Origin of the sequence: Sphingobacterium sp. UBA6317, from assembly GCF_002440385.1 — a bacterium.
Classification (GTDB): domain Bacteria; phylum Bacteroidota; class Bacteroidia; order Sphingobacteriales; family Sphingobacteriaceae; genus Sphingobacterium; species Sphingobacterium multivorum.
The window spans coordinates 59723-76950 of the sequence record NZ_DJTD01000017.1 but is presented as its reverse complement, the minus strand read 5'-3'; the positions used below and the strand labels follow the sequence as shown (position 1 = coordinate 76950).

Sequence of the window (17228 nt, the reverse complement as noted above, 5' to 3'; positions counted from 1 at the left end):
GATATATTCCTCCTAAAATCTCAAGTTAAGACCAAAATTGAAACCTCTTGGCTTAGCCATGTTTCCGTAATCTATACCATATCCGCCGATGCCGCCAAGGCCTGCCGTATTACTATTGCTTTCCGGGTCAAGTCCTGTATAATTCGAAAAAAGAAACAGATCGGTAGCGGTAAAAAATACACTTAATGCAGTTTGTGGCGAAATACGCTGTGTGAGATGCTTGGGAAGTGCATAGCGGAGCGTAACATCGCGCAGTCTAAATGCATAGATGTTTTTCTCGATAAACATCTGCGGTTCTATATTGGTCATATAGTAGGCTGAAGCTGAATAAGGGGTTACCGCAATACGGTTCGTTGTTGGATTGGCTGTATTTTCGAGTCCGTCCTCGAGTACCCCCTCAATCACCCGAGGGTTTTCCCGATTTAACGTCTTAACAGACTGCCCATAGGTATAGAGCCTATAATCCAGTCCATTGAGCACATCGCCACCTTTGCGGAGGTCCCATAAGAAGGTGAGGTAAAAATCTTTGTAGTTGAACTTATTGACAATGCCCAGCGTGAAGTCAGGAATACGATCTCCAATAGGATAATATTTGTCGGTGCCGGCGATGGGTAGACCGGTTTGAGGGTTTATCAAAATGTCTCCGCGACCGTTTCGCTTAAATTGTGTTCCAGTTAAGGTACCGATACTATAGCCCGGCATGACCGAAGACCTTACGCCGCTCAGTACCCAGGTGTCAGAATCATACAGTTCGGGCAATTCTTCCGCTAATGAAAGTACTTTTCCTTTGTACTGGGTAAAATTAAAGGTCATGTCCCAACTGAAATCGGTTTTTTTGATCGGGTTGACGTTGACTTGCAATTCGGTACCGTAAGTCTTGACTTCACCGCCGTTCATCATCCGTAAAACGAAGCCTGAGCCATAACTCAGTCGTGGTAGAATGATCTGCCCGGTGCTTAAACGGTTAAAATAGCTGAAATCAAATGTAAGCCGGCGCTTAAAAAAGCCAAATTCGAGTCCTGTTTCAAAATCGCGGGTTTTTTCGGCTTTCAGATCGGGATTTCCGCCATTCACACCATAGGCAAATCCACCACCTGTGGATAGCTTAGGCTCGAGATTAGATAACGTGTAATAGCTTTTAAAGGGCGCTTTTCCCGTTGTTCCCACAGAGATGCGGTATTTTCCGTCGCTGAGCCATTGCACTTTATTTTTGAAGAAAGACAAGTCTGAAAAATTGAAGGCCAACGAAGCCGATGGATAGCCAAAATACGGATTATTGGGCATCATTCGGGAGGCTGCATCCAGTCGTCCGGTTAAATTTAGATACAGCAGGTTGTCAAGATATCCAAATCCAGCCTGTGCCAAAAATCCAACTGTCCGAAAGTTATTGGCAACAGATCTTGCCAGGCGCGTACTGGGGAATGTGTTGTTGATGCTGTAAAAGTTGGGATCGTAAAAGTCCTCGCCATACTGTGAGTTGGTGAGGGTATTATAATCTTTGAATTCAGTTCCCAAGTTTGCCCGAAAGCTGATATCACGGCCGATTTTTGTATTTGCCGTAGCCATGAATGATCCTGATAGCACACGGCCATTAACTTGATACACATTCATGGATCCGTTGCGTACATTGGTCGAAGATCCAGACCCGGAGTAGGATTGCGGATGGTAAACGCTTTGGCCCAGTGTGTTGGCGAAGTCGATGCCGATGATGCCGTTTAGACTTAGCCAATTTGTTGCGCGATACGTCATATTGGAAGTGGCCAGAATGCGGTTTACGTCATCATTAGCGGTATTGCGGTATACATCCCAAAAGGGATTGTCGAGCTCGTTGTAAATATCTGAATTGTGGATTACACGATTCCCTTTTTCGTCAATCCAGTCGCGCACATCATACAGCGGGTTGAAGCGCATTAGTGTAATCAAATAACCTGTATTTCCTTTTCGGGCTTTATCGTTCTGTGTATTGATATAATTGAAAGAGGTGTTGAATTCAAGCTTTTCGTTAAACTTAGCTGTTCCGTTGAGACGGGTCGAGAAGCGTTTATAGCTTGTATTTGGTACAATACCGGTATTGTTGCTGTATTCGTTGGACCAGCGGTAGGTCACTTTTTCAGAACCACCTTCAAAGGAGAGGTTATGCTTTTGGTTATACCCGGTGCGGAAAAAATTGTTGACATTGTCTTTGTAGAGGGTTGCTCCTTCAGGATATTTTGGCCCCATAGCGTAGACAGAGGTCCCAGAATACGTACCATTGGTACCCTGTGCATACACATATTGCCGCTCGGGATATTTATTTACCGTTTCAACGCGTCCAGATAAGGAATAATTGACTGTAAACTTACCGGCCTTGCCTCTTTTTGTGGTGATCAAAATAGCGCCGCCGGCACCTTGGCTCCCAAACTGAGCTGTAGCTTCGGGTCCTTTCAGAATGGTATAGGTTTCGATGTCCTCTGGATTAATATCCATGGCGCGATTAGAATAATCTAGATCCCTATTGGCACCATTGCTGGCGAGATCATTTTCGTTTAATGTGGAATTGTTGATGGGGACGCCATCGACTACAATGAGTGCATTATTGTCTCCAGAGATAGAGGCAAAGCCACGCAGTACGATCTGTGCAGATGCACCCGGCATACCACTTGTACTATTGATAGAAAGACCCGGTACGCGACCTTGGAGGCCCTGGAAAAACGATTCACGCTGTGTTTCGGATACATCTGACCCTGCGACAATAGGGGTCGAATACCCCAGGGTTTTACGATCACGCCTGATGCCGAAAGCAGTGACAACGACTTCGTCCAAAGAGGAACTGTTTTCGGATAGGCTGACGTTGAGGACCTGCTGGCCGGAAAGCGCTTTTTCGATCTGTTTATAACCGACATGTCTAAAAATTAAGGTGGCGTTTTCTTGTACCGTGATCTTGTAGATGCCACTATTGTTGGTGATGGATTGGGTGTTTTTCCCTTTTTCGAGAACTGTTACACCGCCTAATGCCGATCCATCTGTCGTAGAGACTTTACCGGTAACGATTTTTTGGGCCAGGGCGACACCATACGTACTCAGTAAACTCACTAGTATGAGCATACTTCTTTTCATAATAAAATTGTTGTTTGATTAGTTTCGTTTAATTTGTTTTGCTAATGCACCTGGTGCTTGGGCAACATAAATATTGTGCTATTTCATAAAAATTTATAGCGGTTAGAAATCGGTTTGTATATGTTTTATATCAAATATAGCATAAAAATGCATTTTTTAAAATATTTTTCGTTTTTTTTAGGCTGAAATGTGTAATCTGTTGAAAAAAAACGCATAAAGATGCTTTGTCTAGACTCTTTTGATAGCTATAGATCAGTGCTTCAATAAATTACATTGTTTTTGGTTTTTAATGGAGCAAAGCTTGAGTAAGCTGTAATATTCGCCAAAAAAAATAAAAAATAGTTGTTTTTAAAATTTATGTGCTATATTAGCAGAATTAAGCAAAACCGGTTTTGCTTAATCATTAGGGATAACCAATTTTAAAAATAACATGCATCATACCGAAAATATAATTTTATGTGTCGATTTGGGTGGTACCCATTGTTCTGCTGGTCTCGTATGTGAGCCTTCTGCACGTGTCATGGACGGATCCTACTTTCGCGGAAATGTAAATAGCAACGCAGAAAGAGGACAGATTTTGTCAGAAATAAAACAAACCATCGACAAAACCCTAAGTTCAACCACGCTCCTGCCATCCGAAATTCTCATCTCTTGCCCTGGTCCGTTCGATTACGAAAACGGTATATCCCTAATGGACGGAATGAACAAATATCAGTCGTTACTAAACGTTAATCTAAAAGCATTTTTTGCGCATATCACTGGAATTGATCTAAGTTCGATCCACTTTTATAACGACGCTGCAGCATTTCTGTTGGGGGAGGTTGTCGACAAAAAAATGGAAAATAAGCGCATTATAGGCTTGACCTTAGGAACAGGATTAGGCTCTTCGTTATACGAGGATGGAAAGATTGTAGATCTCAATTTAGGATCGGCGCCTTACCTTAATGGTATCGTGGAAGATGTGATCTCAACCCGGGGCATTCTATCCCATTTAAAAAAAGTCTTCGGATCGGTACCCGTAAACAATATAAAGGATTTAGTACAACAGGATCATTTGGAGGTTTATAGAAAGGAAGCTTTTGACTTCTTAAGCAACGAACTGATTACTTTCATTAAAGAATATATTGGTCCATTAACTCCAGATACAATTATCATTGGTGGCAGTATTGCCCAAGCTCACGCTCACTTTTTTGATAAACTGGCGTCCTCTCTTGACATGAAATTAGCGCTTGCGTCATTTGATGAACGCAACTTATTTCTAGGATTAACCCTTAAGACATTTAGTATATGAAGCCTATTTGGAAATTTACATTAATCGCATCTTTGGGCGGTTTTTTGTTTGGTTTCGAAACAGCCGTCATCTCGGGTGCGGAACAAATCATACAAAAACTATGGAACCTGGATGCTGTCCGCCACGGTCTCACTGTATCCATCTCCTTGATCGGAACTATTATAGGAGCTATTATCGCCGGGCGTATGGCCGACAGGTATGGGCGTAAACCCGTGCTTTATTTTGTTGCCTCTCTATATTTACTCTCGGCGTTGGGCTGCGCCGTAGCTTCTCTTTGGGAATTTTTCCTGCTGTTCCGCCTGCTGGGCGGGCTTGCTGTTGGGATTAGTTCTGTGGTCGGACCGGTTTATACCTCTGAAATTGCTCCTGCAAAAGACCGGGGTAAACTTACAGGAACATTTCAGATTATGATCGTGCTCGGTATTTTTACGGCCTACCTGACCAATTTTCTCTTTATGAGCGTTGAATCTGCCGGCTGGCGATACATGCTCGGTATCATGGCGGTTCCTGCCTTATTGTTTGTGCTTTTATTGAATTTCATTCCCGAAAGCCCCAGATGGTTGTTGCAACGGGGACAGATTGACAAAGCGCATGCGAGTTATTTGAGACTAGATATAAAAGCTGAGATGTTGGGCAACCAGTCTCAGACACCGGCTAAAAATGTCAGCCTTTTTCAAAAAAGGTATGCCAGACCGATACTCTTCGCTGTTTTGCTTGCCTTCTTCAATCAAATGACAGGAATCAATGCGATCTTATATTATGCCCCGCGGATCTTTGAAATGGCTGGTTTTAATGCAGAGCTGGCCTACCTTCAGCCTATTTTTATCGGCGGTACCAATTTGCTCTTCACCTTGGTGGGCATGAGCATCATCGATCGTTTTGGGCGGAAAAAACTGCTGCTGACAGGTGCCGTAGGTATGTTCTTATTTCTTTTATTGGCCGCGTTTGGTCTAAAAGGCGTAAACGCACAATTTTTACTTTTCTACATTATGGGATTTATCGCATCTTTTGCCTTATCCCAAGGTGCTGTGATTTGGGTTTTTTTGGCCGAGATTTTTCCGAACGAAGTTCGCGCTCAAGGCTCTTCCTTAGGAAGCACGACCCATTGGCTATTTGCTGCAATCATATCTTGGGTATTTCCCATTATCGTAGAGGGCAGTACGTTTGGCGGTTATTATGTTTTCCTATTCTACGCACTCATGGTCATCCTGTCTTTCGTGTTTATTCTGTTTATGCCCGAAACGAAAGGTAAGGTATTAGAGGAAATAAACTAAGATTACCTATATTAAATAATTGTTAATTTCTCACAAATAAACGCTATTGATTTATAAACTTCTTAGTTTCGCATTGCAAAACCGGTTTTCTAAATCAAATTGGCTATTAAATGATCTCTAATAAATTTCGACAAGAATATAAATTAAAAAGTTAAAGCATATGAAACATAAAACACATTTAGTAACGTCGCTGTCTATAATGGCTACTTTGATAACTATTTGGAGCTGTAGCGTGCAAAAACAACAAGCACATTCCGGTCCAAATTGGGTAATGGGCGGTTTCGTTCGTCCAGCAGGGGTAAACCCTGTAATCGAGCCGGATAGCACCACAACATTTTTGGATCCCATGACTGGAAAACTCGTACAGTGGGAGAATAATGACACCTTCAATCCAGCCGCCGTTGTTAAAGGTGATAGTATTTATGTGCTGTATCGGGCTGAAGATAGGACAGGTGTGAAAATCGGACATCGAACTTCCCGCCTAGGACTAGCCGCGAGTGCTGATGGGACACATTTTGACCGCCAGCATACGCCTGTGTTTTATCCTGGAAATGACAATCAACGTGAATTTGAATGGCCTGGTGGCACCGAGGATCCGCGCATAGCAGAAGCTGAAGATGGTACCTATGTGATGTTTTATACGCAATGGAATCGAAAAGTACCTCGCTTGGGGGTAGCTACTTCAAAAGATCTTAAAAACTGGACAAAATATGGACCTATTTTTAAGAAATCGAACATCCTTCCTGACCTAGTCAACAGATCGCATAAATCGGCATCGATTGTCACTAAACTGGAACATGGTAAGCAGCTAATTACTAAAGTAAACGGTAAATATTGGATGTATTGGGGCGAGCACGGTGTATATGGTGCTACTTCGGATAATTTACTTGACTGGGAACCGGTTGTAGATGAGAAAGGTGAACTCAAAGCGTTCATTTCACCGCGAGCGGGTTATTTTGACAGCTCATTAACAGAATGTGGCCCGCCCGCCATCCTGACAGATAAAGGAATTCTACTATTGTATAACGGCAAAAACCATCCCGAAAAAGGAGATAAGCGGTTTAATAAAGGTACTTATTCAGCGGGGCAGGTCCTCTTCGATAGCAAAGACCCGGGAAAAGTATTAGCAAGGATGGACGTACCTTTTCTGCGGCCAATGGAAGCTTTTGAAAAAAGCGGTCAATACGTAGACGGGACAGTGTTTATCGAAGGCCTCGTTTATTTTAAGCAGAAATGGTTTCTCTATTATGGCTGTGCTGATTCAAAGGTAGGAGTAGCCATTTTTGATCCCAATAAGCCAGCTGCTTTAGATCCGCTGCCTAATTAGAAATAAGTTTAACTATATGGCCATATTGAAGAACGTCTACGTTTTTTAATTAAAAATAATAACCAAAATAATTTTATAGAATGATACAGCGTGATTTGAATGCGCCCTACAAAAAAGCTTTAAAAGTGAGTTTGCTAGGGCTCGCACTAATGACATCCGCGGCTTACGGGCATGAGCGATGGGACAATAATCCTATACGCATGGTCATAGCCAAAGCGCCCGTCCAGATAACTGGACAAGTAATGGATGCTGCCAGCAATCCCATCGCTGGGGCGACTGTGAAAGTAAAGCGCACACCGTCTATCGGAACCAGTACGGACGGCACTGGAAGGTTTTCCATTACAACAGAACCTAATGAAACGCTATTGATCTCTGCCACTGGCTATAAAAGCCAGGAAATCATGCTGGGGGGCAGAACGAGCTTATCCATTATTTTACAGGATAGCGTGGCAATGATGAACGAGGTGGTTGTGGTGGGATACGGGGTCCAGAAGCGTGCTTCGGTAACAGGTTCAGTTGCATCCATACAGGCTGAAGAGCTGATTAAGGTAAAGACGCCAAACGTCACAAATATGCTGGCAGGTCGATTGCCCGGGATCCGTGCGGTACAACGCAGCGGTGCTCCGGGGGATGATGGTGCTTCGGTCGATATCCGCGGGTATGGCAGTATGCTCGTTATTGTAGATGGGGTACAAAGGGATTTCGCACAGGTAGATCCTAATGATATTGAATCTATATCTATCTTAAAGGATGCTGCCGCCGCAGTATACGGATTTAAAGGCTCAAATGGCGTTTTATTGGTGACGACAAAAAAAGGAAGCAATTCAAAGACTAAAGTAGAATATAATGGCTATTATGGACTGCAACAGGTAACACGATACCCCCGCATGATGAATGCCTACGAATATGCATCCTTGTACAATGAAGCGATTTATAACTCCAATCCGTACACGGGGGTGCCCGCTTATAGCCAGGAACAGCTCGATAGTTACAAAAATGGAACGCAAGGGACTGACTGGTGGAGTTCCTTGGTGCGTGACAATGCTCCACAGAGCTCACACAACGTCAGCATCTATGGCGGAAATGATAAGGTCAAATATTATAATTCTGTTGGCTATGTTGATCAAGGGGGGATTTTGAAATCAGATGACTGGAACTTTAAACGGTATAATCTACGTTCCAATATAGATCTGAATCTTACATCAAATTTCACGGTCGGATTTAAATTGACAGGTCGTTTACAGGACCGTGAAAAACCCTATGGAGGTGATGACCTGTTTACGCAGGCACAGATGGCTATCCCGATTTATTCCATTTATGCCAACAATAATCCCAGTTACTGGCAGGCTATCGGAAATATGGCTAACCCGATACATAGCTCTTATATCGAAAATAGCGGATATGAGTCGCGGCTGAGAAGGGAGTTCAATGGGTCCGTGGATCTAAATTGGAAGCTACCGTGGGTAGCTGGACTTTCTTTGCGCGCTATGGTCGCTTATGACTATAAGAACAGCGAATGGAAAACATGGCAAAAGGCGTTGAGCGATTATCAGTATAATCAGGCGAACGATCAATATACCGAAGTTGCTTTACGAAAAAAGGCAAGTCTGGAGTCCAAGATGGAAAATCTGTATATGCCTACACAGCAGTATTCGATCAATTACAACCGTGTATTTGGACAAAAACATGATGTCAGCGGCTTACTGTTATGGGAAGCTTATCATGACCGTTTGACCGATATATTAGGTTTTAGGGAATCTTCCATTGGTATCATCGACGACATCAGTAAAGGGGATACCGAGAATCAGAATGCAAGCGGCAAAAGTGTAGAAACGGCTCACGCAGGTTTAGTGGGACGGTTCAACTACGCTTTTGACCGAAAATATCTGCTTGAACTGAATTTCCGCTATGATGGATCTTACAAATTTCAGCGCGACCGCAGATGGGGGTTCTTCCCGGGAGTGTCAGCAGGCTGGCGGATTTCGGAAGAGAAATTTTTCAAAGACAACTTACCCCACTTTGATAATGTCAAAATCAGAGGTTCATATGCCAAAGTGGGAGATGAGGGGGATTTTTCGGCATTCCAATACCTCGATGGATATGTGTATGGGGGAAGTTATGTGCTGGGCACAGGAGGCTTGTCTTCTGGGCTGAGAAGCAGTGGAATGGCCAATCCCTGGCTGACATGGTACGAGTCTAATATCATGAACCTAGGCTTTGAGGCTTCCTTTAAAAACGGATTGATCAATACGGAGTTCGACTGGTTTAGACGCGAACGCTCTGGCCTTCCGGCGACAAGACAAGGTACTTTCCCGACGACATTCGGCGAGTCAATGCCGCAAGAGAATTTAAATTCTGATATCAATACTGGTTTTGAATGGACGGTAGGCCATAAAAATAAAATTGCTGATTTTGCTTATAATGTTTCGGCCAATTTTTCCGTTACACGCATTCGATATGGCTATGTTGAACGTGCAGCATCAACCAACCTTTACAATGACTGGCAGAACAATAACAATGACAGGAATAAGGATATCCGATGGGGGAAGACGGTCGTTGGGCAATTTTCATCTTATGAAGATATTTTAAACTCACCTGTGCAGGATAATAATGGAAATCGATCCCTGCTTCCTGGAGATTTAAAATTCAAAGATGTGAATGGCGATGGTATCATCGATGGGAACGATGTGGAACCGATAGGCCATGGTGCAACACCAAGAATGTATTATGGACTAAACCTGGGAGCAAACTATAAAGGATTTGATATGACCTTATTCTTTCAGGGTGCTGCAGGTCATGATATTTACATCAGCGGAGATATCCTTGATCCGTTTATTCAACAGGGGCTCGGCAATGGATTTGCATTTATGACAGACAGATGGCATCGGGCAGATCCTGCCGATCCGAATAGTGAATGGATTGCTGGCACGATGCCCGCCGCCCGGGTAACTGGCCAGGTGGATAACCGGTCTGATAACTCATGGTCTTTACATAAAGCGGATTATCTACGGTTAAAAACATTGGAAGTCGGGTATTCTCTTCCAAAAAAATGGATAGAGTCTTTAAAGATTGACCGATGCAGAGTCTATTTTAATGCCAATAACCTGCTGACTTTCACGGGGAGTGATGCGTTATTGAAAAATATAGATCCTGAAAGCAATCAAAGCCGATTGCGCTATTATCCACAATTGAAAACGTTCAATTTTGGTATTAATATAGTTTTATAAAACCCTATACTATGAAAATGAAATATTTCAGTCCACTTCTTCTGAGCTGTGCATTTACACTGAGTTTATATAGTTGTAACGATTACCTGGACCGGGAGCTCACCAGTGGAATTATCACCTCTGATCTCATCTGGAAAAGCCCGCAGGCGATACAGTCTGTATTGGTCACCATGTACGATGAAGGATTAAGATTAGATGAATTTGACGATTGGTTTACCGGGAAATCCAATCTGCTTAATTTGACCTCCTTGTCGGATGAAGCCACAGGAGCTTATCAAAAAGATTATGCATTTAGCAATGCCAATTCGATATATACGTATAGTGATTATGTATTTGAAGATCCGTTTGCGACTAGATATGTGCAGATACGGCGTACCAACGACTTCTTGAAGAAACTGAGTGAGACTACAGTCTTGAGCGACGAGGAGAAGCGCCTAGTCGATGCTGAGGCACGGTGGATACGAGCGATGCAATATTTTGGTTTGGTGAAGCGCTATGGTGGTGTCCCCTTGCTAACGACACCACAAGAATATGTGCCCGGCGATTTTTCGGCATTACAGGTTCCAAGAAATAAAGAATCGGAAGTTTACGATTTTATTATCAGTGAATGTAAGGCGATCAGCGACATACTTCCGGTATCGCGATCTGCAGAAAGTAAATACAGAGCCTCCAAAGGTGCAGCCCTTGCCTTATGGTCCCGTGCTTCGCTGTATGCTGGCTCGATTGCTAAATATGGTTCAAATGCAAATTTAAGTGGCGAGGCAGTAACGCGAGGTTATGTGGGTATAGCAGCCAATGAGGCAACACGTTATTTTACGGAATCTTATAATGCTTCAAAAGCATTGCTGGAGGCCGGCACTTACAGCCTTTATAACAAAAATTCCGACAAAGCAGAGAACTTCTATGAACTGTTTTCCAAAAGTGTAAATGGGAATAACGGGGAATATATCTTTCAGAAAACATTCAATGTTTCAGCGGGAAAAGGTCACATGTGGGATAAGATGAATGCTCCTTTTTCCTATCGTGGTGACGGGTGGGGATGCGGTGTAACACCTACGCTCGAAATGGTCGAAGCATTTGAATACAGTGATGGTAGTGCCGGTAAATTAGCCTTAAAAAATACGGATGGGACACCTCGTAGTTTTGATAGTCCCTACGATCTTTTTGTCGGGAAAGACCCGCGATTGTTTGCTTCCATCTACGTCCCCGGAGCTCCTTTAAAGGGCAGTAAGGTCGAATGGATACGGGGGGTAATTAACGGACAGAACGGCTCGGGACAAAAATATCAGGCGCAGAATCAGCCAGACAAAGATAATGTGGCTACAATTGATGGTGTGAGGTACAATACTTCGGGTAAAGATGGCGGTGCAGACGTTGGGGATGCGTCAAAAACGGGGTTTTATATGCGTAAGTTTTTTGATGAAACTCTCACGGATATGACAAATATTGATGCTAAGCGCTCGGAGACACCTTGGGTGGTATTTCGTCTTGGTGAGATATACCTCAATTTTGCTGAGGCCTGCGTGGAGCTTGGTGGCAAAGATGCAGAAGCTCTTCAGGCTGTAAATAACATTCGTGCACGCGCCGGAATTCAACCTCTTGCAACGATATCTACTGCTAAAGTAAGACAAGAACGTAAGGTCGAACTTGCTTTTGAAAAGCTCCGTTTCTGGGACCTCAAGCGGTGGCGCGTGGCTCATCTGGATGAATCCCAGGGAGGACTTACTAACTATAGGGGTACAGCGTTATATCCTTGGTACAATGTCAAAAGTAAGAAGTATACTTTTGAAACTGGAGTTCCTCCAAAACAAAAGAGATTATTTCTGGAAAGAAACTACTATATCCGCATCAGTCCTACGGACTTGAGCACAAATCCGCAGCTGGTTCAGAATCCGGGCTACGGTAATTAATTTAGATGTATACAATTATGATAAGTATGAAGAATATTTTTTTTATGCTCGGTGTTATGCTTATTGCTGTTATGAACAGTTGTGAAAATGAGATCGATAATATGGAAGCTCCGAATGGCGGACTGCACGGTACCATATATGACATGGAAACTAACAAGCCTATTCCGCTGCCCGTGGAGGGATCGGGTGGCGTACTGGTTTCTTTATTTGAAATAGGGACAAAGGCGACTGCTTCTGTCGATTTCAGGGCGAATGCAGATGGATCTTATACCAATAATAAAGTGTTTAATGGGAAGTACAGGGTGGCCGTAAATGGCCCTTTTATAGGGGTTTGTGAAGGTTATACCACGGTCAATGGTGAGACGCAGTTCGATTTGAAGGCAACTCCTTTTTCCCGTATTACGGCTTCGGCGACTATTTCCGAAAGAAACCGGGTCGAAATAGCATTTAAGGTTGATAAGGCGGACGACTCCTTTACGTTTACCAACGTATCTGTCATGTGGAACTATACGCCGCGGGTAGATGAAAATAATGCTAATTATGTCACAAAGATTGCTAAAGGCAAAATAGATGAAGGTACGCATGTTTTTGAACTGGCCAATGATAAACAGTTTGTCGAAAACTTTTACAAGATCAAGGCAAATGGCAACAAAATCTACGTCAGGGTAAGTGCGACTGTAAACGGAGTCGTCAATTATAGTGATACCATAGAATTGATAGCAAATGACTGATCAAATAAAACGCAAAGTGAAACCTACAAAAAGATCTCAGATGAAAAAAATTATAACATTAAGTATCCTAGGTTTTTTATTGGCATCATGCAGTAAAAATGATACCAAGGTTGAAGAGCAGCCTGTCACTGGTGTTTCTGTCAAAACTATGACTTACAACATCTATGCGGCGCAAAAAAAGGGTATAGAGGCTATCGCCGAAGTGATCAAGAAAAATGACCCCGAACTCGTAGGACTACAGGAGGTAGAGGTAAATTCTACCAATCTGAATTTTGATACTGGGAAGCGGCTTTCGGAACTCACTGGAATGCCATATTATTATTTTGTTAAGGCGCGCGACCTAGTGAAAGGAGAATACGGAAATTTAATCTTATCTAAATTTCCGCTTAAGGAGACGAAAACGTATTTATTAGATGTTGTAACTTCGGAAGCAAATGCATACATCAGGGCGCTCGGAACTGTTAAGGTGACCAAAGAAAATAAGGACTTTTATTTCGCCGTAACCCATTTGGACCATTTGGCCGATAATGCAAATCGACTCCATCAAATAGATCTTATCCACCAATATACCAAAGACCTTACGTTACCAATTATCTTGTCTGCAGATTTAAATGCCAAACCGACAGAAGAGGGCTATAAAGTTTTGACCAAATGGTTTACACCTGGCTGCCTCAACGGATATTGTGGTTTTACGGCTGGGACACCTAAACCGGATGGAACTATAGATTATCTGATGTATGCGCCCACAGATGCGATAATCGCAGAAACTTATGATGTTGATTACAGTTCTTATTCGCAGTCAGATCATTTTCCGGTCACTGCTAACTTTTTGATCAAAAATCCATAAAAATTTCACCTAATAAACCATGACAACAATGTGTTTTTCTAAACGATCAGGTTCCAGATCCCTCTGCTTTGCAGCATTGATGGCACTCGCCCTGGGCATTTTGAGCTGTAATAAAGATCAAGGCAGCGACATGTCTTACCCTGATAAAACTGATGCGGTCCAAATTACGCAGTATACGCCTATCTCTGGAGGATCTGCAACTGAAATAGCGTTGTACGGAAGTAACTTTGAAACAGATCTAACAAAAATAAAAGTTACCGTCAATGATAAGGAGGCTACCGTATTGAGTTCCAATGGAAGGATTATTACGGCACGTATTCCACAGAATGCCGGTTCCGGCAGCGTGAAACTTGCTATAAATGGTCAAAATTATACCTACAAGCAAAATTTTGAATATGGTTACCAAACCGTCGTTTACACGTATTTGGGAAGTACCAAGGATGATGTAGATGGAGACTATGCCCAGGCTAAACTGTCGGGACCACGCTATTTGAAATGGAGCAAGGATAATGCCCTTTATTTTGTCGAAGAAGGGGCAAGTAGCCGAGATAATTTTGCTGCGCTCCGAGTTGCGGAAAATAATAAAGTAACCACATTGCTTAAGGCTTTTGAAAGCCCTTTATTCGAACGTCTCCGGGCTTTTGACTTTTCAATGGATCAGAGTACCTTATTTCTTACTAATGACAATAACGCAAATGGCGCCATGGGGCTGGGCAAAATGACAAAATCTTCAGGTAAGTACAACAATTTGACAGCTGTGTCCGCACAAGGAGGATTGACCGCTGTAGCAACGAACCCAGTGACAGATGAGGTATTTGTGGGGGTGTATTCTGGCGGAAAGATCTGTCGATTAAAATCCGATGGGAGCCTGGAGGGCCTGTTTGCTATCAATTCAAAAAATGTGAATGTCATGGATATTATTTTCTCTAAAGATGGTCAAACCATGTTTATTTCTGGCGCTTACAATGCACACAGTGTTTATCGTGTGCCTTATGACATAAGCACCAAGAGTTTTGGAACAGTACAGGTACTTGCTGGACCAAATGCCAATACAACGGGGAATGCGGTGGGAAATGGAGAATCTGCCCGGTTTAACACTCCTGCACAGATGGATCTGGATAACGAAGGAAACTTATATGTTGCCGATCGTAAAAACCATTGCATTCGAAAAATTACGACCACCGGTACGGTAACTACTTACGCGGGTACTGCGGGTACAAATGGCCTCCAGAACGGAAACGCTTTATCAGCAAAATTTTATGAACCCGAAGGCCTGCAATTTGGTCCTGACGGCGCATTGTACGTCGCTGACACCTGGAATCATGTTATTCGAAAAATAGTTATAGAATAACTAAAATATGTTTTACCAAATTCTTACTTAAATTAAAGAATAGGATCATGATGATAGCTTTGTCTATTGCAAGAAATCTAAACTTGCGTCTTCTACTGTTTGCTTTAATCACCACTGTTCTGGTGGCTGTAAGCGCGAATGAAACTTCTGCTCAAAAATTGAGCGGTGAAGTTGAGATCAAAACGATGACCTACAACATCTACAGTGCTCGAAAAATGGGTATTGAAGCTATTGCAGCGGTAATCAGAAAGGTCAATCCCGATGTAGTCTCTCTACAAGAAGTAGAGCGCAATACCGATGTGAATCCGATGGATTTTCCAAAGGAAATAGCGGCGTTGACGGGAATGAAATATTATTTTTTTGCACATGCGCTCACCCTGAAGAAAGGAGACTATGGAAATGTTATCCTTTCAAAATATCCGCTTTTGCAAACAAAGTCCATTCATTTGGGGGTTGCTGATGATGGGGATGATACGCGATCTTTTGGATATGCGTTGCTGGAAAAGGATGGTAAACAGTTTTATTTCGCCACGACTCACCTGGGCTATAAAAAGGAAGATGCCACCCGTTTAAAACAGATCAACGAGATTTTGAAGGAAGTTAAAAATTTAAAGCAGCCGATCATTTTAGGGGCTGACTTGAATTCTCGGCCTAATTCGCAGACGATGCCGGCTTTGCAGAAATGGTTTACTTTGCCTTGTCAAATCTCAAATTGTGAATGGACCGTACCGACTCCAAAGCCTACATATACCTGTGACTGGTTAATATATGCACCTCACCAGGCTTTTGAAGTTAAGGACTACGCGGTTCAATTTTGGGCGGACAAAGAGTCAGACCACTATCCAGTTGTGGGAACATTTAATCTGAAATAGTCTTAGTGAACGCTATAGTCGTAATTGTTTCATGTTAACCAAAAGATATAAATTATGAGAAAATTAATTTATGGACTGCAGCTGGCACTTCTGTCCACCTGCATCTTTGCAGCTTGTGCGAAAGATTTAACAAATTCATCACCGGCTGACGAAACGCTGTCCTTACCAACCGAAGTACAAAGTTCAACAACAATAGCCGGAAGCGGGGGGTACGTCATGATGACTTTTAATATCCGGCAGGATGCACCCGATGCGGGAAACCGTGCATGGACGGTCAGGCGATCTTTGGTCAAAGAAAGAATCTTGGAACATGACTGTGATATAGTCGGAGTTCAGGAAGCTTTAGGAAATCAGATGGACAATATGGCCTCAGATCTACAAGGCTACAGCAAAGTGGGCACAGGACGAGAAGGAAATAGTTCTTCTGAGCACTCTGCCATATTTTATAAAAACACAAAATTTAATGCTTTGGAAAGCGGTACATTTTGGCTGGCGCCTGGAGCACCTACAGCTCCGGCCGGACCAGCCTGGGATGCTGCATACAAGCGCATCTGTACCTGGATAAAGCTTCAGGATAAACAGACGGCAATGATCTTTTATGTATTTAATACGCATTTTGATCATAAGGGTGCTGATGCTAAGGTTAACAGTGCAAATCTTCTGTTGACCTATATGCAAAACAAAATCGGCGATCTTCCGGCGGTACTGATGGGCGACCTAAATGCAAATCAAAATTCTGCCGCATATAGTGTGCTTAATAGTCCGTCATGGTTAGAAGAAAGCTGGAATATCGCTGGTTCTAAGTCGCCTGCATTACGTGTTACCGGTAATGGATGGAACATTAGCCCAAGCGGGGATAGTCAGATCGACCATATCTTTGTTACCGGTCAATGGTCAGTTTCCTCCAGGTTAGTCGATTGGTACCATAAAGATCCGGGAGAAATATTGCCATCTGATCATTTTCCTGTTATTGCCCGTTTAAAAATCGATGGAGTAAGTATTTTCAAAGATGCACACTATGGTGGTAAGGGAGTTTTCTTGCCGAGAGGAACTTATAACTTAGCTGACCTGAATGCAAGGGGTATTGAAAATGATTGGGCATCCTCAGCAAGGGTGCCAGATGGGCTTACATTGACGATCTATGAACACCAGAATTTTGCGGGGCTCAGCTGGGCGCTGACTACGGATACGCCGCTGTTTTCTCAATTGACACCAACGGCCAATGATAAGGCTTCTTCAATGAAAGTGCAATAATTGCTGATTCCGCTCTTTTTAAAATAATCTTCTGTCGATCAGTTATTG

11 protein-coding genes are annotated in these 17228 nt (G+C 42.9%); 10 read left to right on the top strand and 1 reads right to left on the bottom strand.

From position 1 onward, the window contains the following. Positions 1-12: 12 nt before the first annotated feature. On the bottom strand, positions 13-3096 hold the full coding sequence (locus B3E92_RS04940; protein ID WP_286895620.1) for a SusC/RagA family TonB-linked outer membrane protein: 3084 nt from the start codon (positions 3094-3096) through the stop codon (positions 13-15). Between the two features lie 430 nt (positions 3097-3526). Here B3E92_RS04940 and B3E92_RS04935 point away from each other — a divergent pair, with 430 nt between their 5' ends. From B3E92_RS04935 to B3E92_RS04890, 10 genes are all read left to right on the top strand, one after another. Then, positions 3527-4387 carry an ROK family protein gene (locus B3E92_RS04935; protein ID WP_286895618.1) on the top strand — a complete coding sequence of 287 codons (861 nt, stop codon included), beginning with the start codon at positions 3527-3529 and terminating at the stop codon, positions 4385-4387. Further along, positions 4384-5661: a sugar porter family MFS transporter gene (locus tag B3E92_RS04930; RefSeq protein WP_286895616.1), complete on the top strand. Its 1278-nt coding sequence runs from the start codon at positions 4384-4386 to the stop codon at positions 5659-5661. Before B3E92_RS04935 ends, B3E92_RS04930 begins: the two co-directional genes overlap by 4 nt. 160 nt (positions 5662-5821) lie before the next feature. Then, positions 5822-6988, top strand: coding sequence for a glycoside hydrolase family 130 protein (locus tag B3E92_RS04925; protein WP_286895613.1), 1167 nt, complete (start codon positions 5822-5824; stop codon positions 6986-6988). A gap of 80 nt (positions 6989-7068) precedes the next feature. Further along, positions 7069-10215 (top strand): SusC/RagA family TonB-linked outer membrane protein, encoded by a 3147-nt coding sequence (locus tag B3E92_RS04920; RefSeq protein WP_286766765.1) that lies wholly within the window; start codon positions 7069-7071, stop codon positions 10213-10215. A gap of 11 nt (positions 10216-10226) precedes the next feature. Next, positions 10227-12125: a RagB/SusD family nutrient uptake outer membrane protein gene (locus B3E92_RS04915; protein WP_286895611.1), complete on the top strand. Its 1899-nt coding sequence runs from the start codon at positions 10227-10229 to the stop codon at positions 12123-12125. A gap of 26 nt (positions 12126-12151) precedes the next feature. Further along, complete coding sequence (locus tag B3E92_RS04910) at positions 12152-12856, top strand: DUF3823 domain-containing protein (protein WP_286766767.1); 705 nt, start codon at positions 12152-12154, stop codon at positions 12854-12856. Between the two features lie 40 nt (positions 12857-12896). Then, the gene (locus B3E92_RS04905) at positions 12897-13703 is read left to right on the top strand and encodes an endonuclease/exonuclease/phosphatase family protein (RefSeq protein ID WP_286895609.1); all 807 of its coding nucleotides are present in this window, start codon (positions 12897-12899) and stop codon (positions 13701-13703) included. 19 nt (positions 13704-13722) lie between these two features. Then, positions 13723-15054: an IPT/TIG domain-containing protein gene (locus B3E92_RS04900; RefSeq protein WP_286895608.1), complete on the top strand. Its 1332-nt coding sequence runs from the start codon at positions 13723-13725 to the stop codon at positions 15052-15054. A gap of 47 nt (positions 15055-15101) precedes the next feature. Further along, positions 15102-15926, top strand: coding sequence for an endonuclease/exonuclease/phosphatase family protein (locus tag B3E92_RS04895; protein WP_286895607.1), 825 nt, complete (start codon positions 15102-15104; stop codon positions 15924-15926). A 54-nt stretch (positions 15927-15980) separates the two neighbouring features. Further along, on the top strand, positions 15981-17180 hold the full coding sequence (locus tag B3E92_RS04890) for an endonuclease/exonuclease/phosphatase family protein (protein ID WP_286766771.1): 1200 nt from the start codon (positions 15981-15983) through the stop codon (positions 17178-17180). The last annotated feature ends 48 nt before the right edge of the window (positions 17181-17228 follow it).

Excerpts from the sequence above, each read along its gene's own strand:
- B3E92_RS04940 (WP_286895620.1), bottom strand. The coding sequence starts at position 3,096 with ATGAAAAGAAGTATGCTCATACTAGTGAGTTTACTGAGTACGTATGGT.
- B3E92_RS04935 (WP_286895618.1), top strand. The coding sequence starts at position 3,527 with ATGCATCATACCGAAAATATAATTTTATGTGTCGATTTGGGTGGTACC.
- B3E92_RS04930 (WP_286895616.1), top strand. The coding sequence starts at position 4,384 with ATGAAGCCTATTTGGAAATTTACATTAATCGCATCTTTGGGCGGTTTT.
- B3E92_RS04925 (WP_286895613.1), top strand. The coding sequence starts at position 5,822 with ATGAAACATAAAACACATTTAGTAACGTCGCTGTCTATAATGGCTACT.
- B3E92_RS04920 (WP_286766765.1), top strand. The coding sequence starts at position 7,069 with ATGATACAGCGTGATTTGAATGCGCCCTACAAAAAAGCTTTAAAAGTG.
- B3E92_RS04915 (WP_286895611.1), top strand. The coding sequence starts at position 10,227 with ATGAAAATGAAATATTTCAGTCCACTTCTTCTGAGCTGTGCATTTACA.
- B3E92_RS04910 (WP_286766767.1), top strand. The coding sequence starts at position 12,152 with ATGAAGAATATTTTTTTTATGCTCGGTGTTATGCTTATTGCTGTTATG.
- B3E92_RS04905 (WP_286895609.1), top strand. The coding sequence starts at position 12,897 with ATGAAAAAAATTATAACATTAAGTATCCTAGGTTTTTTATTGGCATCA.
- B3E92_RS04900 (WP_286895608.1), top strand. The coding sequence starts at position 13,723 with ATGACAACAATGTGTTTTTCTAAACGATCAGGTTCCAGATCCCTCTGC.
- B3E92_RS04895 (WP_286895607.1), top strand. The coding sequence starts at position 15,102 with ATGATGATAGCTTTGTCTATTGCAAGAAATCTAAACTTGCGTCTTCTA.
- B3E92_RS04890 (WP_286766771.1), top strand. The coding sequence starts at position 15,981 with ATGAGAAAATTAATTTATGGACTGCAGCTGGCACTTCTGTCCACCTGC.